Origin of the sequence: Deinococcus sp. Arct2-2 (assembly GCF_004801315.1) — a bacterium.
Taxonomy (GTDB): Bacteria; Deinococcota; Deinococci; order Deinococcales; family Deinococcaceae; genus Deinococcus.
The window spans coordinates 129,587-151,160 of record NZ_SSNW01000003.1; the positions used below are offsets into that span (position 1 = coordinate 129,587).

The window sequence follows — 21,574 nt, forward strand, 5'->3', positions numbered from 1 at the left end:
TCAGGGCGGCGCGGAGGCGGGCGGGCAAGAAGGGAAGCAAGGCGAGCCTACCTTAGAGCATCTGTCAAAGAGATGGCAGCGCTCCGTGAGGATGAGCTTCGGATGGGGCCTGTCTTTAGATGCTTTACGCGCCAGTCTGGGCAGATCATGGCCTAAACTTTGGGCAGGGTAGGCGGCCAGCCGCAGGGTTGGTTCTGTTGTGACCCGGTAGACACTCAAGTCTGCACGTCTGTGTGCACTTTCTCTGATACAAGGAGCGTCATGGGTATTTCACTTCAAAAGGGCGGCAACATTTCGCTGAGCAAAGAAGCTCCTAACCTGCAGCGCATTCACGTCGGGCTGGGCTGGGATCCCCGCTCCACCGACGGCCAGCAGTTCGATCTGGACGCATCGGCCTTCCTGCTGACCGCCGCAGGCCGGGTACGCGGCGACCACGATTTCATCTTTTACAACCAACTGACCAGCATAGACGGCAGCGTGCAGCACGCCGGAGATAACCGCGACGGGCAAGGCGACGGCGACGACGAAAGCGTGAAGATCAATCTGACGCAGGTGCCCGCCGACATCCAAAAGATTGCCATCACCGTAACCATCGATCAGGCCGACGTGCGCCACCAGAGCTTTGGGCAGGTGGGCGGCGCGTTTATCCGGATTGCCAACGAGGAGACCGGGCAAGAACTGACCCGCTTTGACCTCGGAGAAGACTTTTCCACGGAAACCGCCGTCATTTTTGGCGAAATCTACCGCCACAACAACGAATGGAAATTTCGCGCTGTCGGGCAGGGCTACGCGGGCGGGCTGGCTCCAGTGGCCCGCAATTACGGCGTGAATATCTAAATAGGTCGACGTTCATCTCGAGATGAACCGAGCGAAGCGAGTATCGAAGAAGTGCGTTGCACTGGGAATGGAGCGGTTTCGGTGCTGTTCCGGAAACGCGGATTGTTAAGTGCAACGCACTTCGCTGCCCTCGTGTGCACTCCACCCGGTCAATACGCACCGGGTGGGTCTTTTCTGAGTCTTTGCTCTGCCCCAGCGCCTGCAAACGTGCGCCACACGGCCCACGGCGCGGCGATTTAGGGCATAGTTTTCTGGTTGCACCGGGCGCTCTTGGCCCCGCACGGCCGGCGCAGGACTTGAACGGCTTGTCTGGCCGCGCCTGCCCGCCCCGTTGGTCACAAAGATGGGGGCATCTTTGCTGGCACCCTCCCTCCTTTTCGCCCCCCTTCCCCGAGGTAAACAGTGATTCAAAGAGAGTTTGGTTTTGCATTCGGCGTCACAGCCATCGCGCTGATTTTGGCGACATGGTACGGCTTTGCCAACGGCGGTATCGCTGTGGCCCTCAATTTCCTCCTCATCGCCATTGTGCTGGGCGTCATGGAAGTTAGCCTGAGCTTCGATAACGCGGTGGTCAATGCGTCGGTTCTCAAAAACATGTCTGCCAAATGGCAACAGCGTTTTCTGGTCTGGGGCATTCTGATCGCCGTTGTCGGTATGCGGATGGTGTTCCCGATTGCCATCGTCGCCATCACGGCGGGCCTGAGCTTCGGCGAAGTGACCAATTTGGCCTTCAACGATTCGGCCAAGTATGCCGAATACTTAGAGCAGTCCGAAGTGGCGATCAGTGCTTTCGGCGGCACCTTTTTGCTGATGGTAGCCCTGAATTACCTGATGGACGCCGACAAGGATGAACACTGGCTGGCGGGCTTCGAGCGCCGCTTGGCAGGCATCGGCAAGCTGGATACCATTCAGGCCATCATTGCGGGCGTCGCGCTGCTGCTGCTGACCAAATTTGCAGTGGCTCCTGCCGAACAACTGACGGCCCTGACCGCCGGATTCGTGGGCTTGCTGCTGTACTTGGCTATGAACGCGATAGGCAACCTGTTCGACGCCGATAACATGGCGGCCAAAGCGGGCGCGGCGGGCTTTGCGGCCTTCATGTACCTCGAAGTGCTGGACGCCAGCTTCTCGCTCGACGGCGTGATCGGCGCGTTCGCCGTGACCAAAGAAGTGGTCATCATTTCGGCGGGCCTCGCGATCGGCGCAGTGTTCGTGCGTTCGCTGACGCTGTATCTGGTGCATCAAGGTACCTTGACCCAGTACCGCTACCTCGAACACGGCGCACATTACGGCATTTTGGCGCTGGCCATCATCATGCTGCTCAGCATGAACCGCAACGTGCACATTCCCGAACTGCTGACGGGACTGATCGGCGTGGGCTTTATCGTGTTGTCGATCTGGTCGAGTATTCGGGCCAACCGCAAAGATGCTGTGGGCGGCTCCAGCGGGGCGTAAGCGCCGGAGCACAAGCAATGAGAGGAAGGGCCAGAGAGCAACATTCTCTGGCCTTTCTTTGTTGGCGCTCTTTGCGGGCCACCCGCCAGAGCGCCCAACCCGCCAAACCTGTGCTGACCAGAAGAGCTCCTCGCAGCATTCCCTTTTGCGCCGCTCCGGTGTACACGCTGGTTTCCTGCACATGACCGGGATAATCACCGCGTTCGGCCAACCGCTCCGAAGGACGCGCTAAGACGTTGGCAGCGCGGGGCAGTGGGGGTTTTTGGCTTTTGGTGCGCGGAATGACAAACCCACGCATGGCCCGGTCGGTGGCTCCGGGGGCCAGCTGCCCAAAGGCCGCGGTGCCCTTGCCGCCGCCTACAAAAACATCCCGCATAGGCTGCTCTGCGGCGTGTAGGATGGCGCGGGCCACCGTTTCGGGCGCGTACACGGGCGGCACATGTTGCGGTTCGGCATCCAGACAATTGCGGGCATTGAGGGGAAACGGCGTGTCTATGAGGCCGGGTTTGACCAGCGTCACCGAAATAGGCGCGCCGCCGGCTTCCAGTTCCATCCGTAAGGCGTCGGTAAAGCCCTTCAGGGCGTGCTTGCTGGCGCTGTACGTCCCTCGCAGCGGAATGGGGCCCGCTCGGACACGGTGCTGCCCACGTTGATGAGCGCCCCGCCTCTGGCTCTCAGTTCGGCCACTGCGGCCAGTGAACCGTACACTTGCCCCAAAAATTGACCTCAAACAGGCGGCGCATGTCTTCTACCGACACCTCTTCCAACTTGCCGTACATGCCCACGCCTGCGTTGTTGACCCAAGTATCGAAGCCACCGAATGCATGCTGCGCAGCTTCCACGATGCGCTGGATGTCTTCTTCCCGGCTCACGTCGGCGACGACTGGAACAGCTTGCCCTCCTGCCTGCACAATCTCGTCGGCCAGTTGATTCAGCGCACCCTCACTGCGGGCCGCCAGCACCAGCCGCACGCCTTTTTTGGCCGCCATCCGCGCCGTACTGAGGCCAATACCGCTTGACGCCCCCGTAATGACCATCACTTGTTGATTCAATTTTTTCAGTGTTACAGACATAGTTTGCCCTCCCAAACTGGTGTGAATTAGAGGGTGGATCTGCATGGTAAACCGAATGTCGGTTCGTCCTACCTTCTTAAGATTTGACGGGGAAGGAGCCAACTTGTGTTGAACGCAGTTCCCCAAAAAGGCTGAGTTTATACAAGCTCATGTTCATGTTTGAGAACCAAGAAGCGACACACAAGCAGAGAATATTTCTCTGTTTACAATTAACTCTAGGTTAGAACTTTAACTTTCAACAGAACTGCTTTGTCCTCAAATGCCCCAAAACACCCCAAAAATGCTATCGCTACCTTTGAGTCACCCCTATCGCTAACTTTGAGTCAAAAAGCGAAAATCGCTGTGCTGAACGTATTTTCTGAACTATCGCTACCTTTGAGTCAACAGGCCGTTTTTAGGCCAAAACCTATCGCTACCTTTGAGTCAAACCCAGAATAGAACTATCGCTACCTTTGAGTCTTTTGGGCCAAAAAGGCACGCTACCTTTGAGTCACACTACCGCTACCTTTGAGTCAAAGTATCGCTACCTTTGAGTCAAAAAGGGGGGTAAAGCACGCTACCTTTGAGTCAAAAAACTGGAAAATCCTTCACCCACACGCAAAACCGCCCCCTGCTTGATGATGCATTCATATGTTTTAAAAGCTTTTAAAAATACCTATAATCATCAATCATGACGCAGGGCAACGAACACCTCATCAACGAGCTGACCCTCGCCCGCTCCGGCGTCTTCAGCATTCTGAACCGCGATATCGGGGACGATCAAAGCTGGGAAACGACCTTCAACATTGGGGATCGGCATTTTTACGTCGAAGGTATAGCTTCGCGTGGTCGCCCTCATGGAGTCGACCCAGACGTACTTTTGGGGCTCCAGACACTCTTTTTTGAAGCCGGTTGTCCCGAAGACGACACGGTGGTGTGTACGGCCTACCGCTTGCTCCAACTCACCCCGCTGGGCACGCGGGGGAATGCTTATGTGCGTCTCAGAGAGAGTTTGTTGCGCTTGGAGGGCGTGAGTTGGTTGACCCGCGTCTCTCGGCAGCAAGGCGGCAAATTCAGGGGCATGACCGAAACCAACCGCCTGATCGACCGGATTTCGGTTCACGACATCAGCCTGAGTGCCAGCGGTGCAGGCGGCGCAATTGTGGGCAGTGCGCCCCTGCGGGTCACGTTCTCGCGCCATTTCGCCCAATCGATCCGTGAAGGCTTTTACCAAATTCTGGATGCCGAACTGCTCAGTGACCTGAAGCAGCCCACCGCCCGCAGCCTGTACCGCGTGTTGCAGGCGCACCGAGTGGGCGACGACGGCTCTTTGGCACGGGAACTCCCCGTGATCATCGCGGCGTGGCGGGAAGCGACGGGTCTGAGTGGGCAGCGCACCAACAACGTGCGCCGCACGTTGGACGGGGCACACGCCCACCTGATTGCTGCCAAATACCTCCGCAACGTCTCCTATGACGGTTCCGGCGACAGCCAGCGCATCACCTACGCTTTCGAGGGTGAAGTCGATCCTGAACTGGTGGAACTGCTGACCGCGCTCAAAGTGAGCCGTCCGGTGGCCGAGGCCTTGGTAGCCGACCATCCGGAACGCATCCGGACGGCGGTGCAGGCCGTCAAACAGAGGTTGGAGACCGGCTACAAACCCCGGTCTGTGGCGGCCACCTTGGTCGATGCCGTTCGCCATCCCGAAAAATACGAGGTCCCGTCCAAGCAGACTTCAGGAACGTCTGCGAAGGCGGCGACCGCCAAATCCAAACGCGAAGAGCAGCCGGTGTTGCTGCCGCTCAGCCGTGAAGAATCGTTGGGCATGGTGCGTTCGATGTTGCGCGTGAAGCTGGGCCGCACGCCGCACACCGCAACCGTTGCTGCTCTAGAAACTCTCGACTCCAACGCCATAGAGCGCCTCGCTGCTGCAGTGAGGGGCAAAGGTGATTTGGTGGATCTGGTGCAGGCCCTGACCGGCATGTCGGCCTGAACAAAAGTTACCCAAGAAAACTTATTCAGGGACTTTTGCCTCAGAGCGACGAGAAGGCCGCTTCGGGCTACAGACCCAGCCTGGAGTGCAGCTACTGAACTGCTCAGCCTTCTAGAACCCAATGGGTGGCTTGGGGGGCATGTCATGATCTGGTGAGTCGCCCTAAATTGCAGATGCAGTCTCAATTTACCGTTTATCTGTAATCGCGGTCACACGAAATGGGCAAAACCAAGGGCCAGCGCTCACTGGCGCTGGCCACTCGGTCAATCCAAGGAAATCTGAGAGTGTTATGGCCCCACTTTGACGTTCTTGGCGCTCAATTTGTCTTGCCAGCGGGTGTATTCCTGTTGCTCTGCGGCCAGGGTGACGGTGCCGAGGTTCTGGTTGCCCACGCAACTGGTGGCGTTCAGGCCGCAGTTTGGGAACCACGTCGGGTTGTTGCTGGTGTTGCCTGCCGCATCTACCCGCGTCCAGCCCACCACGTTGTTGTCCATCCGGTTGCTGGCGAAGGTAGCGGGCGAAAGCTTGCCTGCCCCAGTGGGATCCCAAACGTACAGGCCGACGTTTGCCGCTGGCAGGCGCTGGCCGTTGGGCATCCGCCCGCTGGAGATCACGCGGTTGTTGTACATTTGGTTGTTCACGCCGCCTGCGATGGCGATGCCGTGATTGGTGGTGCCAACGATTTGGTTGTCGTACACGCGTGCGTACCCCGAATCTAAGGGATTAGATACCTTCCCGTCGCCCAGCAAAATGCCGCCGCCTGCATAGGTGGTTTCTGTGGCCGGAGCCATCCCATATGCCCCCTGAATGTAGTTGTCGTGGATCAGGAACGGGCTGGTGGGCGTGCCGCTGCTGACATAAAAGTTCATGTTCTCTTCGGTGCGGCTCTTGCCGGGTTCGTTGATGATCTCATTCCAGCCGATTTCCACGTTCGGCACCCGTTTCACGTTGTTGAAGAGGATCGCCTGCACGACTGAATAGCTGCCGTTGTAGCCGCCTGCACCGTTGCTCAAGCGTCCATCTGTGTTTTTGAAACGGTTTCGCAAAATTTTGATGGTATCGCCTGCACTGGAATTGCCCATAAAGGCGCGAGCGTAGATGCCGGTGGTGCCTTCAAAGTAGCTGTTCTCGACGCGCAGGCTCATCACTTCTTCGGCGTTCACGGCCCGGCCGGCGGCCCTGCCTGCCACGTTGGGATTCAATGCGTAGCCCCGCGTGTTGCGCACGGTCAAGCGGTTTTTAAACCCACTGATCAGGTTGCCCCGGCTGCGAATATTCGAGTTTTCGATAATCACAGGTTCGCTGGTTTGAATCAGGACAGCAGACTGGCTGAGGGTGTTTTCCCAGTTGCCCGAATACGTCCCACCCTTCCTGATCACAATCGGCCCGCTGTACTTGATGTTGCTGCCTGTGGTGGCCCCCGCAGAGCAGGCCAACATCGGACTAGCCCAATCTGCGTGGTCATAGCTCAGACCGTCGCCTGCATCGGTGACCACAAGGCGCAGGTTTTGTACGCCGCCCACGTTGACGCTGACAGCTTTGGGAACGTCTGAGCCGCGCAGCGTGCCGGAGTCGTAGAGCTTGGTGGCCGTGCCGTCCCAGACCTGAAAGACCACGCTGCCTTGGTTGCCCACTTCGTCGTCTACGCCCACCTGCGCGGTGAAGGTGCTGCATTTGCCGCCCAAGGTAAAGGTCATGCTGGAACCCGCGTGGACGCCAAAGCCACGCGCAAACGCCTGGCCGTTGATGGTCAAGGTAGTGCCGTCACCGGCCACATCGTCACCGTTGCTGCGGTCTTTTTCAATTGGCCCCCAGCCATTGCTTGCCGCCGTCCAAGGCTCGATGGTGAGGTTGTTGTCGCCCGGATCGAGAGACAAGGTCGTGAGGCCACTGGCTGGAGTGGCTGCGCCTGTCCAAGAGTGGTCTTGGCCGTCGTACACGAACGTTTTGGACGAAGCGGTGACCGGGCCGGTGGCCTGAGCAGTCGCTTGAGCGGGGTCGGTGGGCGCGTTGCCCGAATTACAGGCTGAGAGGCCCAGCGTCAGCAGCGTCAAGCCAAGCGGCAGAGGGCGCGAGATGATGCGGGCAAGTAAAGATTCAGTCGGTAACATGGATCTCCTAGGCAAAAGCGAAGTCAACGGTGACATGAGGACACCGCCAATTGGAAGAACGTACTGGTCTAGCTTCTGGCTAAAGACCGCTTGGATCGAAGGGGAGGGCGCAGAGAACGTGAGACGCTTGGTGGCTCATGGCCCCGCCGATGAAGAGGAGGGATGTTCTCTGAGTTCAGAGACCGGCTGATCTCAGAACAAGGTCACCTTAACGGCTGTTAATGAAGGGATTCTGTTAAAGTTTGCTAAACGTAATTTAAGAATCTTCACTTCTCATGTAACTTTTAATCTGACTCATCTTAAATTCATGTCAGCGCTGTTCTTTCCTTCTGTGCCAACCGAAGGCCTGTTCTGAAAGTTTTGCTTTCATTCGGCGGCCCGATCCAAGCAGTGCAGCCAACTTCTTGGGAGATTTTGCCGCGGCTGGAACAAACATTGACTGAGATTGATCATTTTTAGAAAGAAGGATGGATTCTACGTTGCGTGATTTCTCTGGATGAGTTCGCCTCCTCGCGCCGTCAGATCAACGCTTGGTCAGAGCATGCATCATTCCTTCAACATATCTAGACAGGCTACTGGAATGAGAACTCATGAGGGAGGCGATACGGGTTGAGCGACAAGCGCAGCGCCAACTCCACAAGACCGCTACCACTTGACATTCCATTAGATGTAAGTAAAATAGTGACAAGGTAGGTAGGAGGGCCACCCTATGAACAGTCAATACTCCATTGCCGTCCATATTCTGACCCTCTTGGATTCTTCGTCTGGGCCGATGGGTTCAGCCGAGATCGCCGCCAGTGTGGGGGTCAATCCGGTGGTGATCCGTACTGTCACGGGCTTGTTGCGCAAGGCCGGACTGTTGACCACGCAGCGCGGAGTGGCTGGCGCACAGTTGACCCGCCGCGCTGACCAGATCAGCTTGCTGGACGTGTACCGCGCCGCCCAAGCGCCCGACTCGGTGCTGAAGGTGCACCAACATCCCAACTTGGCTTGTCCAGTTGGAGCAGGCATTCAGCGGGCGCTGGATGAGGTGTACGGTCAGGCGCAGGCCGCCCTCGAATCCCGCTTGGCCGAGGTCACACTCTCCGACATCACCCGCGCTGTACACCAGCCAGCCAGTTGATTTTTTTTCGGCCAGATGTAATTAATGTACATACATCTTGCCACCGCCTTCTCGCCGCCCGCTTTGCGTTTGGGCCAACAGGAGTTGTTATGATCGCTATTACTGGAGCCACCGGACACCTCGGCCAATTGACCATTCACGCTCTGCTGGGCCGGGGCACTGTTCCCCAAGACATCGTGGCGTTGGTGCGCGATCCCCAGAAAGCGGCTTCTCTTGAAGCCCTAGGCGTGCAGGTGCGCCGCGCCGACTACACCCAGCCCGAAACGCTAGGCGCGGCTGTACAAGGCGTAGACAAGCTGCTGCTGGTCTCGTCCAGCGACTTTGCCGACCGGGTGGGGCAGCACCGCCGAGTCGTGGAAGCCGCCAAGCAGGCCGGAGTGAAATTGCTCGCCTACACCAGCATTCTGCGGGCCGATACCTCTAGGCTTTCGCTGGCTGCCGACCACAAGGCCACCGAAGAACTGATCCGGGCATCGGGCCTGCCATTCGTGTTTCTGCGGAACAGTTGGTACATGGAAAACTACAATCCAGCGCAGGCGGTGCAGCACGCAGCCGTTGCCGGAAGCGCCGGAGAAGGCCGTGTGAGTGCTGCCGCCCGCGCCGATTACGCCGCCGCTGCTGCCGCCGTGCTGACCCAAACGGGCCACGAGAACGCCGTGTACGAGCTGGGCGGGGATCAGGCTTTTACGCTGACCGAATTGGCCGCCGAAATACAGGCCCAGAGTGGCCGTCCCGTGACCTACCAGAACATGCCGCAGGACGCCTACGCCCAAATGCTGCGCGGCGTAGGGCTGCCCGGTGTGGTGGCCGACATGCTGGCTGACTCCGACGTGCAACTGGAGCAGGGTGACCTGTACACCGAGAGCCGCGATCTGAGCCGCCTGATCGGGCATCCGACGACGACCCTGAAGGAAGCCGTGAAGGCAGCGTTGGCCTAAGCAGAGCAGCATTAAAGACCACTAGAGAAGCCGGAATCTGTGTCACAGATTCCGGCTTCGTTGTATTCGCTGAGTGCCCCTTACCCTTTCAGGCCCGATGCCGACAAGAAGCCTTCGGTCACGCGGCGTTGGAAGGCCAAGTAAGCCAAGATGACGGGCAAGCCGCCTAGAATTGCGACGGCCATCGTCTGGGCGTACTTCAACCCATAAGCACTCTGCACTTGTGTCAGTCCTACGGGCAGGGTCATCTGTTCGGGCGAGTTGGTGACGATAAAGGGCCACAAGAAGTTGTTCCACGCCCCAATAAAGGTCACGATGCCCAGCGCCCAAATGATGTTGGCGCTGAGGGGCACGAAAATACTCCACATGATCCGCAGTTCGGTTGCGCCGTCGACGACAGCAGCTTCCCTAAACTCTTTGGGAATCTGATCAAAGAATTGCCGGAATACGAAGACGGCAATCGGTGAAATCAGTTGCGGCAAAATAATTCCGGCCAGCGTATTGATGGCCCCAAGGTTGTTCATCAGTTTGTAGAGCGGCACCAGTAAAGCCTCGAACGGCAGCATGAACCCGGCCAAAGCGAACCAGAACAGCAGGTTGCGGCCCGGAAAAGTGAGTTGCGAAAAAGCGTAGGCGGCCATTGCCGATAAGATCAGCGTAACCACCGTAATGATGATGGAACTCGTGACGCTGTTGGCGTACCAGCGCGGCAAATTGCCGGTGGTCAGCACCGAAGTGAAGTTGTCGAAGGTGGCGGGACTGGGCAGCCAAACAATCGGCTGGGCCGCCGCCTGAAGCTCCGGCTTAAGCGAGGTAATCAGCGCCCAGAGCAGCGGCGCGGCCCACAACGCCACCAGTAGGCCCAAGGTGATGACGCCCAGCACGACCATCCAGACCGATTGGCGGGCGGCGATCATGAGCGCGTCCGGCTGAGCAAGAAGTTTTGCACCAGCGTCAGCAGCAAGATGGCGATGAAAAAGGCCACCGCGATGGCCGAAGCGTAGCCCGCGTTGGTATCGGTAAACGCCGTGTTGTACATGTATACCAGCACCACCCGCGTAGAATCGAAGGGGCCGCCGCCCGTGAGCAGGTACACCTGAGAAAAGATTTTGAACGACGCCACGAGTTGCAGTGTCAGCACCAGCGTAGTGGTAGGCCACAGCGACGGCCAAGTGATGTAGCGGAACACCTGAAAGCCCTGTGCGCCGTCCAGCGAGGCGGCCTCGTACACGTCCTGCGGGATGTTTTGCAGGCCTGCCAAAAAGAGCAGCATGTTAAAGCCCACCGTCCACCAAATGGTCACGGCGGCCACCGCAGGCATCGCCAACGCAGGATCGGAAAACCAAGCGGTTTCGCTGCCCGTCACGGCATTCACCACACCGAGGCTGGGATTCAGCACCCACTGCCAGATTAGGGTGGCCACGCTGACCGGCAGCACGTAGGGAATAAAAAAGACAGCCTGTGCAAACTGCCGCAGCCGCCCGCCCGCTTTGGTCAGCATCGCCAGCATCATGCCCACGGCGGTCAGCGGAATCACGGTCAGCAGTGAGAAGTAGGCGGTGTGCCGCAGCGAATCCCAAAAGGAAGCGTCGGCCATCAGGGTTTTGAAGTTGGTGAGACCCACGAACGCGCCCGTTTCGGTCAGGCCACTGTTGGTCAAGCTCAGCACGATGGTCTGGATGGCGGGCCAGATGAAGAACGCCACGTACACGGCCAAAAAGGGCAGCAGCAGAAAAATGACCGGCCCCCAAACCGGGGCAGTCGCCTTACGCGGCTTGGGGGTCGCAGAACTTTTGATGGCGGTCATGTTTACCTCTCGCAGCGGGGGTGATCAGGATTCGGTTGGTCAAGAGCAGTCGGGCCAGCATCCGTACATCTGGGATGCTGACCCAGTTCACTCACTCGGTCGGGTGAGGGTTGCCCGCTCAGCCCCAAACACTCAGGCCCAGACCGTCAAGGCTTAGGCGTGGCGGTCAGCAGTTTCTTGGCTTCGGTTTCGAAGAGGCCCATAGCGCGGTCTACAGGCAACTGCCCGTTCATGGCCGCCGGAAAGTACTTGGCCGAAGCGGCTTCCAGTGGGCCTGCCGCGCCGCTGTACCAGCCCAAGGGATCGTAGGTGACGTTTTGGGCCGCCACTGCCGCGTAATCCGAGTTGGGCTTCATGGACTTGTAGGCCGCCGAGTTTGCCACGCTGAGGTTGGCCGGCACGAGGCCGCCGCTGGCCCAGATCATGGCGTTCTTGTTGGCGTAGGCGAGGAACTGCATCGCGCCCTTGAGCTTGTCGCCTGCAATGGGCTTGCCCACGTTGTTGGGAATCACGAAGGCGTGAGAGTCGCCCCACGTGTTCTGGGTGGCGTATAGCTTGGGCAGGGGCATCACGCCGTAGCCGAACTTGATTTTGCCGCTCTTGGCTCCGTCGACCAGCGTGGGCACTTCCCAAGCGCCGTTGAGCATAAAGGCCGCCTTGCCGTTCACGAACTGCGCCACCGAGGTCGGGTAGTCCACGTTTTTGCCCACGTAGCCGTTCTTGCCCCAATTGCTGATGGTGGTCAGCGTGGACGCGCCGAGCTTGCCGTAGGTGAGTTTGTTGTTCTCGATGATGCTGCCGCCCTGCTGCCCGATCAGGGCCAGCCATAAGCGCCAAGGCATGTAGGCGTTGGGGCCAGTTTCAAACGACACCGGCAGTGCGCCTGTCTTTTTCACGGCGGCCATCGCTGCTTCAAAGGAGGCGAGGCTGTTCAGAGATTTGGGCATACCGTTTGCACCCATCAGGCCCGCTTTGGCCAGCACGTCTTTGTTGTAGTACAGCACCATCGGGTGCGTGTCCAGCGGAATCGCGTAGTTCTGGCCCTTGTAGTTGGACGCGCTCCAGAGCTTGGGAAAAAAGCCGCTGGATTTCATGCCCACGCCGCTGAGTTCTGCTGGGGCAATCGGACGCAGGATTTTGGCATCGGCCCACCCGCTCAGGCGCGACAGGTGCAAAATTGCGACGTCTGGGCCTTGCCCCACGGCCGAGGAGGTGCGGACTTTGGTGTAGTACGGCACGCCCCAAGCCAGCGTCGTGCGCTGCACCTTAAAGGCCGTCTGGCTCTTGTTGAAGCCGTCTACGATTTGCTGCATGCGTGCGCCGTCGCCGCCGCCGAGGAGATCCCAGAAGGTGATGGTGGTCTGGGCGCTGGCCGAGGTAGCGAGGGCAGAGGCGGTCAGCAGGGTCAGGCCGATCAGGGTACGTTTCATGGTGCTCCTTAAGACTGGGAAAGAAGGGCGAAGGGCCGCGAGCGAAACGGGTGCAGGTAGGCGAGGAGAAGTCTGTTGAGGGCGGCTAATCTGCTGGGGTGTGGGCGAGCGGGAGCGCCACTTGTTCGGCGTGCTGGCGTTTTTTGCGCCACACCGAGTCGTAGCCCATGTCGTCGAGTTGGCCTTCTTTTTCCAGCTCTAGGGCGCTGCGTTCGCCCCGGTTGGCGGCAGCCAGCGCCCGCATGTCGGCTTTGGGCGTGCGGTCTTCATAGAGCAGGCCGTTTTTTTCCTGAAAAGTGTCGGTCAGTTGGGTGTAACAAAAGCCCACCAAGCCGGTGCAGTCATGGACGGCGGCCAACAGACCCGTGTATTCGTCCAGAAAACTCTGCGGGTCGGTTGTGCGGTTGTAGCCCCAGCCGAGGTCGTCGTCTTCCCGTGTAAACGCGATGCCGCCAAATTCGGTCAGCATGGCCGGAGCCTTGAGGCGGGCGTCGTCCAGCGCGATCAGGCGCTTGTGCGGACGCACGTGGTTCAGGGTGGCCTGCAAAGCTTCGGGCGTGCCGTAGCGGTTCAGCAGCTTTTGGGGCAGGTGGGTGTAGTCATGAATGTTCAAAATGTCGGTGACCACGTACTCCCAGCCGTCGTTGCCGATGACCGGGCGGGTGGGATCGAGCGCTTTGGTCAGGTGATACAGCGCCCGCACGAGGTCGCGCTGGGCGGGCACGAGCGGCAAGTCGGGCACGCCCCACGACTCGTTGAACGGCACCCACGCCACGATGCAGGGGTGAGAGCGGTCGCGCTCGATGGCTTCTCCCCATTCTTGCGTGAGCCTGCGGGCCGATTCGGTGGTGAAAATGTAGGCGCTGGGCAGTTCTTCCCAGACCAGCAGGCCCAACACGTCGCACCAATACAGGTAGCGCGGGTCTTCGATCTTCTGGTGCTTGCGTGCGCCGTTGAACCCCAGCAGGCGCGTGAGTTCCACGTCGCGGCGCAGCTGTTCGTCGGTGGCGCTCATCAGGCCTTCCGGCCAGTAGCCCTGATCCAGCACCATTTTCAGCGGGTAGGGCCGCCCGTTCAGCATGAAGTGTTGGGCGTCCACCGCCACCGAACGCATCGCGGTATAGCTCTGGACGCGGTCTAGGAGTTCGCCGTCTTGCACGACTTCCAGCGTGGCCTCGATCAGTTGCGGGTGCTCCGGCGTCCACAGCAAAAAGCGGCGTGCGGCGTCTATGCCGAAGTCCCGCAGCGAGAGCGTGCGCGACACGTCGGCGTGAACCACGTCGTATTCGTCGTTGGCGAGCAGTTGGCCGTCTACCTCTAGCCGCACGCGCAGCCGCGTCTGTGGCGTTACCGGCCCCTGAATGCGGGCTCGTAAGGCCACTTCCCAGCGTTCCACGTTGCTGGTCCAGACCACCGACGCCACCGACGTTTGGGGCCGAAATTCCAGCCACACGGTCTGCCAGATGCCGCTGGTGCGCGGATACCAGATTTCGTGCGGTTCGGCTTCCCAGTCCTGCTTGCCGCGCGGCTTGGCGAGGTCGTGGGGGTCGTCGATGGCCCGCACCACGATCTCGGCGGCCTCGCCGGGCACCCAGACGCCCGTCAGGTCGGCGCTGAACGGGGTGTGGCCGCCCTCATGCCTGGCCACCAGTTGGCCGTTGACCCATACCGCCGCCTGATAATCCACCGCGCCGAAGTGCAGCCACAGGCGTTGCGTCGCCGCGTCCACACCCGCTGGAAGCTCGGGCGTGACGGTCAGGCGGTACCAGAGCGTGTGATGAAAGCCGGGGGCGTGAATGCCGCTGGCCGGACTTTCGGGCGGAAAGGGCACCTGAATGGTCTGATCGAAAGAGACTTGCTGGGGCGTGTGCCACTGTGCGCCGTCATCGAAGGCAAACTCCCACACTCCGTTGAGGCTGTGCCAGTGGGCGCGTTCGAGCATAGGGCGGGGATGAAACGATGGTTTCATAGACCTCCAACAGGACGGGCAACGTGAAAGGCCGAACCCGCAGAATGACAGCACACTCTGAAAGTCCCGAAATTTGCGAAAGACAATTTGAACTTCTGAAGCGTACAACTCTGGTGGATATAAGTCAATTGGACTGGATGTAAACAGGTAGCACAGTCTAGCTGTGTGACTTTTCGCCCTCTGGCACGTCACATTTTTGGTATGCTGTTTGGGTCAAACGATCCATCAAAATGGATGTAAAGAGGAGAGAAATCTGTGGCGGTCTCTGGAAAACGTGTATTGGAGGTGGATTCCGAATCGGCCACGCGCCTGTTCCGGGTGCTGAGTTCGGAAACGCGGGTGCTGATCCTGAGCCTGCTGTCTCATAACGCGATGAACGTGGCCGAACTGACGGCGGCGCTGGATTTGCCGCATTCCACGGTGAGCCTGAACATCAAGCAGCTTGTAGAGGCGGGGTTGTTGCAGGTGGAATACGTGCCGGGATCGCACGGCACCCAAAAGTTGGTCTCCAAACGCTACGACGAGGTGCTGGTGCGCTTGCCGGGGGTAGCGGTAGAGGCTGCCGCCGCCGAAGACATGGTGGAAATCCGCATGCCCATCGGCAATTACCGCCACCTCGAAGCAGTGGCGACGTGCGGCATCGCCTCCGATCTGCGTTATATCGGCACCATCGACGACCCGCGCAGCTTCTTCGAGCCGGATCATGTGTTTGCCCAAATCCTGTGGTTCAAGAGCGGCTTCGTGGACTATGCCTTTCCCAACAATGTGCCGTTCGGCAGCCACCTGACCCGCGTCGAATTTTCTGCCGAGCTGTGTTCCGAAGCGCCCAACTACGACCTCGATTGGCCGTCCGACATCACGCTCTGGATCAACGACGTCGAGGTGGGCACCTTTACCAGCCCTGCCGATTTTGGCGGTGTGCCCGCCCGCTTGATGCCGAGTTGGTGGGATGTGGATCAAACCACGCACGGGCAACTGAAAACGTGGACGGTAACTTCGGACGGCAGTTTTATAGACGGCCAGCCGCTGTCAAACGTAGTGGTGGGCCAAATCGAGGTACCGGGGCGCACGCACCTGACCGTCCGGCTAGGCGTCAAGCCCGACGCGCAGAACGTGGGCGGCATGAACCTGTTCGGGCGCAAATTCGGCAACCACCCACAAGATTTGCTGATGCGCCTGCACTACACCTTCCCGGATGGAGAGCGGGCGGCGCTGTTGCGGTAATCGTGCGGCCCCTTCCCAACTGAAAACCTCCCCACCTTTCCTGCCCCCACCTAAGCGCCACACTCGCCCCTAGATGACTGCCCCGCCCCGTTTCGATTTCCGCCCACCCCCCGCGCCGCCGTCTGGTGAAGCGGTGGCCCTCAGCAAACGCACCGCCGACCTGTTCCACACTTTGCAGTTGGTGTGGCAGGCCAGCCCGCGTCACAGCGCCATTTTTGCCCTGACGACCCTGCTCAGCAGCGGGCTTCCGGCGGCGAACCTGTATATCGGCAAGCTGCTGCTGGATGAAGTCGCGCAGGCCGCACGCGGCGGCGTGACTTTTGAATCTCTGCTGGCGCTCTTGGGCGTGCAGGTGGGCCTCGTGGTGCTGGGCAGCCTGCTGTCTACGGTGCAAAACGCCTCTCAGCAGTTGTTGGGAGACAGCCTGCAACATGGGGTCAGCCGCCAAATTCTGGACAAGGCAGCGGGCCTGAGCGTGGAGGCCTTTGAGAACGCTGAAACTTACGACAAGTTGCAGCAGGCCTACCGCGAAGTCGGCTCGCGCCCGCTGGGGGTGGCGACGCAGTTGGTGGGCCTCGCGGGGGCCGCCGTCACGTTAGCGTCGGTGGGGGCGCTGCTGGCGAGTTTGGGCCTGTGGGTGCTGCCGCTGGTGCTGCTGGCGAGCCTGCCCGGAGTGATCATCAGCAACCGCTTCGGCGTGGCGGGCTACCAAATGCTGCGCCGCCAAACCCACGACGCCCGCGTGCAAAATTATCTCGGCAGCCTGCTCACTTCCGATACGTTGGTCAAGGAAGTGCGGCTGTTCGGCTTCGAACCGTATCTGCTCAAGCGCTGGCGTGAATACTACTTGGGCTTCCGCGTGCAACTCGAAACCCTCGTGCGCCGCCGCTCGGCGTGGGGCTTTGCAGCCTCATTGGGATCGGCGCTCCTCATCGGTTTGGCGAGTGCGCTGGTGCTGCGCCGCGCCGCCGCCGGACAAATTACGGTGGGCGATTTCAGCATTTTCGTGCTGGGCATCGCGCAGGTGCAGTCCACGGTGGCGGGCCTGCTCAACGGCGTCAGCGGCATCTATCAGAACCTGCTGTATATGCGCAACCTCTTTGATTTTCTGGAACTTCCAGACCGCGACCTCTCGGCGGGCGAGGTCTGGCAGGGCGACATCGACACCATCGAGTTTCAGGAGGTGGGCTTCCGCTACCCGCTCACCGAACGGGACGTGTTGCGCGGCGTGAATTTTACCGTGCGGCGCGGCGAAGCGCTGGCGTTGGTGGGCGAAAACGGGGCAGGGAAGACCACCTTGGTCAAGCTGCTCACGCGGCTGTTCGAGCCGACGGGGGGCCGCATTCTCCTCAACGGTCAGGACGCCGCCCGTTTTTCGCCGCGCAGTGTGCAGCAGCAGATGAGCATCATTTTTCAAGATTTCGGTCAGTACCAGATGAGCGCCCGCGAGAACGTGGCGATTGCCGAAGTGAGCCGTCTCGGAGACGATGCCGGAGTCGAGCGGGCCGTAGAGCAGGCGGGCGCGGCCTACGTCGACGCGCTTCCGCAAGGGCTGGATACGCCGCTGGGACGGCTGTTTCAGGGTGGGCGGCAACTGTCGGGCGGGCAGTGGCAACGGCTGGCGCTGGCGCGGCTGTATTTCCGGGCCGCGTCCGTGCTGGTCTTCGATGAACCCACCGCCGCCCTCGACGCCCGCGCCGAGTTTGAAACCATTGAGGCGCTGCGGGCCGAAGCCGGAGACCGCATCACCCTGCTGATTTCGCACCGCTTTTCCACCGTGCGGCTGGCCGACAAAATCATCGTGCTGGAGGGCGGCGTGATCGTGGAATCGGGCAGCCACGAGGAACTGTTGGCTCTGCGGGGCAAATACGCGGCGCTGTACGACCTTCAGGCGCGGGGGTACGCGGCCAGTGGGCCGGAAGCCGTGCCGAGCGGCTGAGGCTTTAGTTTTCCAAGCTCACCCGCAAGCCGCGAATTTCGTAGCCCTTCACCACTTCGTTGACCGTCACGCTGGGCGGCGAAACGATGCGGAGATCGTTCCAGATCAGCAGGCGGCGCAGGAATACGTCACTTTCCTTGATCGCCAAAAACGCGCCGGGGCAGCGGTGGTGGCCGTCGCCAAAGGCCAAGCCCTGCGCTTGTACGCCGCGCGGCAACCTTCGGCCCGGACACAGGGTTTCCGGCGCGTCTCCGATCACGTCGCCGTCGAGGTTGGCCGCCCCCACGTTCAGGGCCAGCAGGCTGCCCTTGGGCACGGCCTGTTCGCCTACCATCAGGTCGGTTTCGGCGCGGCGGTAGAGGGTACTCACCACCGGTTCCAGCCTCAAAATCTCGTGCAAAATGGCGTGCCGTTCCTTCTCTGTGCCGTGAACGTAGTCGGCCCGCAACGCCTCATCTTGCAGCAGGTGCCACGCCGCCACGCTGATGAATTCGCGGGTGGTGACCATGCCCGCCGTGCCGTAAGTCAGGCACTCGGTCAGAATATCGAGGTCGTTGTAGCCCTTGTCGAGCAGGTGGCTGATCAGGTCGTCGCGTCTCTGTTTGCGGCGGGCCTGAATCGCGGGTTTCACGTCCAGCAAGAAGAAGAGGGACAGATTGGCTTGCTGTTGCAGCCCCCGTATCCGGCCCCGTGCCTGCGCTTTGCCGGGTTCGCTGTCGCCGCCGCCTTCCACAAACGCCATCACGCGGCGCTCTAGGCCGGGGGCGAGGCTGTCTGTTAGGCCCACGACACGGGCGGCCACTTGCACGGCCAGCGTCAGGCTCAGGTCGTCCAGATTCAGTTCGCCTGCACGGGCCAATTTCGTGATCAGGGCGTCCGCGTGGCGGGCAATCATCGGCTGGTAGTCGGCCACCTGCGTGGGCGTAAAGTAGCGGGCCGTGTCGCGGCGCATGGCGTGATGCTCCTCACCCTCGGCAAACAGCACCGGCTGATTCTTAAGAAGCCCCGTATCTCTGACCGTTTCGGCCATAAATCCGGCCTGCCGCACGCCCTCGGCCCGCAACACTTCCCGCGCCGCCGCGAAGCCCTGCACGCGGTACACGCCGCCCTGATCAACTTGGATGTCGGTTGCTGGGGCGCTGTTGTGGTTGGTCAAAGAAGGCGTCGTGGAGTGGTGGAACGGGCAACCGCCGCTCGAGCTGGGGCCGTTGGAATCGGTATGAGTCATGGCGTCTCCTGTGGAACACCGCCTGCTGGAACAGGCAGCGGTCAGTCTTCCAAGGGTAGCGGCGAGATTCGTGCAGCAAATGAAGGCAGGCTCAGACTCCGTAGAGATACAGGCCACACCGGGCGCGGTTCTCTGGGAGAAAACGACGCTGATGTGGCCTGTATAACGGTTGTTGTGAACGGGTTCTGAGTCTGCTTCAGCCTTTGCCCAGCAACTTCATACGGTATTCGGCGCTTTCCGGCAACAATTCAGTTACCACAAAGCGGAAGCGTCCGCCGTCATGCATCTCCAACTCGCATTCGCTGCCGGTGCTGGGCTGCGGGCCGTCTGTTGGCGGCGTCAAGGCCACTCGTAAGACCCCGCCCCGGCCTTCCATTGCCGTGATGCTACCGGGCAGCGACGCGCCGCCGAGGTCTTCGCCAAAATGGGCGGTGACGCGCTGGGGGTCGGTCATTGACTGTTTCCCTTACGCATCGCCCATCATCAACCCTTCAATCGTATGGCCCTGAACAATCGGCTCCAGTTCCTCGACGATTCGGCAGATGAGGTGGTTGCGGACTTCTTCCGGCAGGCTCTCGTAAAACGCCCGCGTGACCTGAAAGTCGTGTTTCTCGTGGTTGCCTGCGCCGGGGGCGTCTACGCCCAGTACCAGTACGGGACGCGATTTTTGAGACTGATTGGCCGTTCCCCGGTGAATCGTGAGCGCCGAACGCACCGAAATGTCGCCCATTGTGGGGAATTTGCGTTGGGCGCGGGCCTGATAGCGCCCGTACAAGGAGGTGGGCGGGAACATGCCGTGGTCGTAGAGGCTGGGGTCGTCCCACTGTGTGCCGGGCGCGATTTCAAACGGCCCCATGTCTTCTTCCACGTCTACGGTGGTGATGTTGAAGGCCAGCGAGTTCAGGCGGCGGCCAATCAAGGTTTCGTCGCCCACCGGGAAATCACGGTGCCAAGGCTGATCTTTTGCGCCGGGGCCGGGCACGTCGAAGCCGATCTCGACAATTTTATATTCCGGCCCAAGCACGCTGGCGCAGACCGTTCGCACCCACGGATGGGTCACGAGTTCGGTAAAGCCGCGCACCGTTTCAGGGTGAATTTCGACGTAATGGCGGTTGGTGCCGCGCCCCACTGCGCCGCCCGGACGCTTGAGGGCCGCCTCGTACAGTACGGCAATGTCTTCTCCAAGCTCCTGCGCCCACTGGCGGGAAAAGGCTCCCTTCAGGCCGAGAATGCCGTCGCCGTAGAGGGCACCCATGATGCTGGCGATGTCGTATTCGCTGGCTGGAGAAGTGGGATGAATGATGCCGGGCTGAGTCATGGTCGTCATGGCGTCTCCTTTGGTCAACCTAAAGTTGTGTTATAACAAAGTTTACTCTAAATCGGTTCAGTAAACGAGTGGGTCAGCAAGTTGGTCTCGGTTCAAGCAGCACGGCGGCCAGCCCTACGGTTCGGCGCGGGCGCGTGTAAGGCGGTTTTGCAAAATGACCACCAGCAGCAGGAACGCGCCCCGAATCACCGATTGCCAGTACACCGTCAGGCTGATGGTGCCGCGTCCGTTTTCAAAATTCAGCACATTGAAAATCACCCCCAGCAGCAGCACGCCCACCAGCGTGGAGCCGATAGATCCCATGCCGCCCGTGAGCAGCGTGCCGCCCACCACCACAGCGGCAATGGCGGTCAGTTCCCAGCCCAGCCCCTCGGTAGGTTGCCCTGCCCCAAATTGAGAGGCCAGAATCACGCCCGCCAGCCCTGCCAGTGCGCCCGACAGCGTGTACACACTGAGCAGGGTACGCTCTACCGGAAGCCCCATCAGGCGCGAGGCTTCTTCGTTGCCGCCGATGGCCAGTACGCGGCGGCCAAAGCGGGTGTAGCGCAATATGACTGCGCCAAGAGCAAAGGCCACAAACAGCAAGATGGCGATGTAAGGCACGCCGAACACGCTGCCTTGCCCCAGCGTGGTAAAGCCGTGATCGTAGTCCGCCGACACCGATTGGTTGCCCGACAGCATCAGCGCGAGTCCCCGTGCGGCCAGCAGCATGGCGAGCGTGGTAATGAACGGCAAAATCTTGAGGTAGGCGATGATGGCCCCGTTGATCAGGCCCAGCACAGCCGCTGCCCCCACTGCGCCGATCAGGGCCACCCACAACCCATGCGGACTGAGCAGCGCCGCGACAACGCTGGCAAAGGCCGCCACACTGCCCACCGACAGGTCTATCCCGCCCGTGATGATCACGAAGGCCATGCCCAGCGCGATCAGGCCGAACATCGAGTTGTAAGACAAGACGGTGGTGATGTTGTAGGGCGACAAGAAGTTTTCGTAGCGCAGGGTGCCGAAGAGGATCAACAGGCTCAGCGCGATCAGCACGCCGTAGCGTTGCAGGGCGCTGACCACGCGGGCGTTGCGGACGCTTGCGCCTTTGGGCGGGGATTGGGCTAAGGACATGGGAAGGCTCCTTGAAGGGTTTTAG

At 60.3% G+C, this 21,574-nt stretch carries 19 protein-coding genes; 8 read left to right on the forward strand and 11 right to left on the reverse strand.

Features of this window, described 5'->3' with window-relative positions; translation table 11 throughout:
• Window positions 1-261: 261 nt before the first annotated feature.
• Both E7T06_RS02590 and E7T06_RS02595 read left to right on the forward strand, forming a co-directional pair.
• Window positions 262-837, forward strand: a complete 576-nt coding sequence (locus tag E7T06_RS02590; RefSeq protein ID WP_136364294.1) for a TerD family protein — start codon at window positions 262-264, stop codon at window positions 835-837.
• 405 nt (window positions 838-1,242) lie between these two features.
• Entirely contained in the window at window positions 1,243-2,292 is a 1,050-nt protein-coding gene (locus E7T06_RS02595; protein WP_346763184.1) for a DUF475 domain-containing protein, read from the forward strand.
• On the opposite strand, the gene E7T06_RS02600 is transcribed toward E7T06_RS02595, so the two are convergent.
• The gene (locus E7T06_RS02600) at window positions 2,219-3,022 is read right to left on the reverse strand and encodes an SDR family NAD(P)-dependent oxidoreductase (protein ID WP_276605543.1); all 804 of its coding nucleotides are present in this window, start codon (window positions 3,020-3,022) and stop codon (window positions 2,219-2,221) included. The two genes, E7T06_RS02595 and E7T06_RS02600, sit on opposite strands and share 74 nt — an antisense overlap.
• Entirely contained in the window at window positions 2,967-3,365 is a 399-nt protein-coding gene (locus E7T06_RS22035; protein WP_276605544.1) for an SDR family NAD(P)-dependent oxidoreductase, read from the reverse strand. Before E7T06_RS22035 ends, E7T06_RS02600 begins: the two co-directional genes overlap by 56 nt.
• A gap of 670 nt (window positions 3,366-4,035) precedes the next feature.
• Between E7T06_RS22035 and E7T06_RS02605 the strand changes: the two genes are divergently transcribed.
• Window positions 4,036-5,337, forward strand: a complete 1,302-nt coding sequence (locus E7T06_RS02605; protein WP_136364296.1) for a replication initiator protein A — start codon at window positions 4,036-4,038, stop codon at window positions 5,335-5,337.
• Window positions 5,338-5,624: 287 nt separating this feature from the next.
• Here the strand turns inward: E7T06_RS02605 and E7T06_RS02610 are convergent, their stop codons facing one another.
• Window positions 5,625-7,448, reverse strand: a complete 1,824-nt coding sequence (locus E7T06_RS02610) for an NPCBM/NEW2 domain-containing protein (RefSeq protein WP_136364297.1) — start codon at window positions 7,446-7,448, stop codon at window positions 5,625-5,627.
• A gap of 709 nt (window positions 7,449-8,157) precedes the next feature.
• On the opposite strand from E7T06_RS02610, the gene E7T06_RS02615 reads away from it, so the two are divergent.
• Both E7T06_RS02615 and E7T06_RS02620 read left to right on the forward strand, forming a co-directional pair.
• Window positions 8,158-8,571 carry an Rrf2 family transcriptional regulator gene (locus tag E7T06_RS02615; RefSeq protein WP_136364298.1) on the forward strand — a complete coding sequence of 138 codons (414 nt, stop codon included), beginning with the start codon at window positions 8,158-8,160 and terminating at the stop codon, window positions 8,569-8,571.
• Window positions 8,572-8,660: 89 nt separating this feature from the next.
• Window positions 8,661-9,509, forward strand: a complete 849-nt coding sequence (locus E7T06_RS02620; RefSeq protein ID WP_136364299.1) for an SDR family oxidoreductase — start codon at window positions 8,661-8,663, stop codon at window positions 9,507-9,509.
• Window positions 9,510-9,589: 80 nt separating this feature from the next.
• Here E7T06_RS02620 and E7T06_RS02625 read toward each other — a convergent pair whose 3' ends face one another.
• The 4 genes from E7T06_RS02625 to E7T06_RS02640 form a co-directional block, all read right to left on the reverse strand.
• Complete coding sequence (locus E7T06_RS02625) at window positions 9,590-10,426, reverse strand: carbohydrate ABC transporter permease (RefSeq protein WP_136364300.1); 837 nt, start codon at window positions 10,424-10,426, stop codon at window positions 9,590-9,592.
• On the reverse strand, window positions 10,423-11,316 hold the full coding sequence (locus tag E7T06_RS02630; RefSeq protein WP_136364301.1) for a sugar ABC transporter permease: 894 nt from the start codon (window positions 11,314-11,316) through the stop codon (window positions 10,423-10,425). The genes E7T06_RS02625 and E7T06_RS02630 overlap by 4 nt, the downstream gene beginning before the upstream one ends.
• Window positions 11,317-11,462: 146 nt before the next feature.
• The gene (locus E7T06_RS02635; protein ID WP_136364302.1) at window positions 11,463-12,746 is read right to left on the reverse strand and encodes an extracellular solute-binding protein; all 1,284 of its coding nucleotides are present in this window, start codon (window positions 12,744-12,746) and stop codon (window positions 11,463-11,465) included.
• 85 nt (window positions 12,747-12,831) lie between these two features.
• Window positions 12,832-14,715, reverse strand: a complete 1,884-nt coding sequence (locus tag E7T06_RS02640; protein WP_136364303.1) for a glycoside hydrolase family 2 TIM barrel-domain containing protein — start codon at window positions 14,713-14,715, stop codon at window positions 12,832-12,834.
• Window positions 14,716-14,970: 255 nt separating this feature from the next.
• Between E7T06_RS02640 and E7T06_RS02645 the strand changes: the two genes are divergently transcribed.
• Window positions 14,971-15,939, forward strand: a complete 969-nt coding sequence (locus E7T06_RS02645) for a helix-turn-helix domain-containing protein (RefSeq protein ID WP_136364304.1) — start codon at window positions 14,971-14,973, stop codon at window positions 15,937-15,939.
• Between the two features lie 73 nt (window positions 15,940-16,012).
• Window positions 16,013-17,878 carry an ABC transporter ATP-binding protein gene (locus E7T06_RS02650; protein WP_136364305.1) on the forward strand — a complete coding sequence of 622 codons (1,866 nt, stop codon included), beginning with the start codon at window positions 16,013-16,015 and terminating at the stop codon, window positions 17,876-17,878.
• Window positions 17,879-17,882: 4 nt separating this feature from the next.
• On the opposite strand, the gene E7T06_RS02655 is transcribed toward E7T06_RS02650, so the two are convergent.
• Window positions 17,883-19,106: a cytochrome P450 gene (locus E7T06_RS02655; RefSeq protein WP_136364306.1), complete on the reverse strand. Its 1,224-nt coding sequence runs from the start codon at window positions 19,104-19,106 to the stop codon at window positions 17,883-17,885.
• On the opposite strand from E7T06_RS02655, the gene E7T06_RS21085 reads away from it, so the two are divergent.
• Window positions 19,105-19,272 carry a hypothetical protein gene (locus E7T06_RS21085; RefSeq protein ID WP_168733332.1) on the forward strand — a complete coding sequence of 56 codons (168 nt, stop codon included), beginning with the start codon at window positions 19,105-19,107 and terminating at the stop codon, window positions 19,270-19,272. The genes E7T06_RS02655 and E7T06_RS21085 overlap by 2 nt on opposite strands.
• Before the next feature lie 30 nt (window positions 19,273-19,302).
• Here E7T06_RS21085 and E7T06_RS02660 read toward each other — a convergent pair whose 3' ends face one another.
• The 3 genes from E7T06_RS02660 to E7T06_RS02670 all read right to left on the reverse strand — a co-directional run bounded on the left by E7T06_RS02660 (window position 19,303) and on the right by E7T06_RS02670 (window position 21,549).
• The gene (locus tag E7T06_RS02660) at window positions 19,303-19,560 is read right to left on the reverse strand and encodes a hypothetical protein (protein ID WP_136364307.1); all 258 of its coding nucleotides are present in this window, start codon (window positions 19,558-19,560) and stop codon (window positions 19,303-19,305) included.
• A 12-nt stretch (window positions 19,561-19,572) separates the two neighbouring features.
• Window positions 19,573-20,433 carry a phytanoyl-CoA dioxygenase family protein gene (locus tag E7T06_RS02665; RefSeq protein WP_136364308.1) on the reverse strand — a complete coding sequence of 287 codons (861 nt, stop codon included), beginning with the start codon at window positions 20,431-20,433 and terminating at the stop codon, window positions 19,573-19,575.
• A gap of 114 nt (window positions 20,434-20,547) precedes the next feature.
• Window positions 20,548-21,549: an ABC transporter permease gene (locus E7T06_RS02670; protein WP_136364309.1), complete on the reverse strand. Its 1,002-nt coding sequence runs from the start codon at window positions 21,547-21,549 to the stop codon at window positions 20,548-20,550.
• Window positions 21,550-21,574: the final 25 nt, after the last annotated feature.

What these genes read in the sequence shown, in the direction of transcription:
- E7T06_RS22035 (WP_276605544.1), bottom strand. Translation starts at nt 3,365, where the DNA reads ATGTCTGTAACACTGAAAAAATTGAATCAACAAGTGATGGTCATTACG.
- E7T06_RS02670 (WP_136364309.1), bottom strand. Translation starts at nt 21,549, where the DNA reads ATGTCCTTAGCCCAATCCCCGCCCAAAGGCGCAAGCGTCCGCAACGCC.
- E7T06_RS02650 (WP_136364305.1), top strand. Translation starts at nt 16,013, where the DNA reads ATGACTGCCCCGCCCCGTTTCGATTTCCGCCCACCCCCCGCGCCGCCG.
- E7T06_RS02605 (WP_136364296.1), top strand. Translation starts at nt 4,036, where the DNA reads ATGACGCAGGGCAACGAACACCTCATCAACGAGCTGACCCTCGCCCGC.
- E7T06_RS02625 (WP_136364300.1), bottom strand. Translation starts at nt 10,426, where the DNA reads ATGATCGCCGCCCGCCAATCGGTCTGGATGGTCGTGCTGGGCGTCATC.
- E7T06_RS02635 (WP_136364302.1), bottom strand. Translation starts at nt 12,746, where the DNA reads ATGAAACGTACCCTGATCGGCCTGACCCTGCTGACCGCCTCTGCCCTC.
- E7T06_RS02655 (WP_136364306.1), bottom strand. Translation starts at nt 19,106, where the DNA reads ATGACTCATACCGATTCCAACGGCCCCAGCTCGAGCGGCGGTTGCCCG.
- E7T06_RS02615 (WP_136364298.1), top strand. Translation starts at nt 8,158, where the DNA reads ATGAACAGTCAATACTCCATTGCCGTCCATATTCTGACCCTCTTGGAT.
- E7T06_RS21085 (WP_168733332.1), top strand. Translation starts at nt 19,105, where the DNA reads ATGGCGTCTCCTGTGGAACACCGCCTGCTGGAACAGGCAGCGGTCAGT.
- E7T06_RS02665 (WP_136364308.1), bottom strand. Translation starts at nt 20,433, where the DNA reads ATGACGACCATGACTCAGCCCGGCATCATTCATCCCACTTCTCCAGCC.
- E7T06_RS02660 (WP_136364307.1), bottom strand. Translation starts at nt 19,560, where the DNA reads ATGACCGACCCCCAGCGCGTCACCGCCCATTTTGGCGAAGACCTCGGC.
- E7T06_RS02630 (WP_136364301.1), bottom strand. Translation starts at nt 11,316, where the DNA reads ATGACCGCCATCAAAAGTTCTGCGACCCCCAAGCCGCGTAAGGCGACT.
- E7T06_RS02610 (WP_136364297.1), bottom strand. Translation starts at nt 7,448, where the DNA reads ATGTTACCGACTGAATCTTTACTTGCCCGCATCATCTCGCGCCCTCTG.
- E7T06_RS02590 (WP_136364294.1), top strand. Translation starts at nt 262, where the DNA reads ATGGGTATTTCACTTCAAAAGGGCGGCAACATTTCGCTGAGCAAAGAA.
- E7T06_RS02640 (WP_136364303.1), bottom strand. Translation starts at nt 14,715, where the DNA reads ATGAAACCATCGTTTCATCCCCGCCCTATGCTCGAACGCGCCCACTGG.
- E7T06_RS02620 (WP_136364299.1), top strand. Translation starts at nt 8,661, where the DNA reads ATGATCGCTATTACTGGAGCCACCGGACACCTCGGCCAATTGACCATT.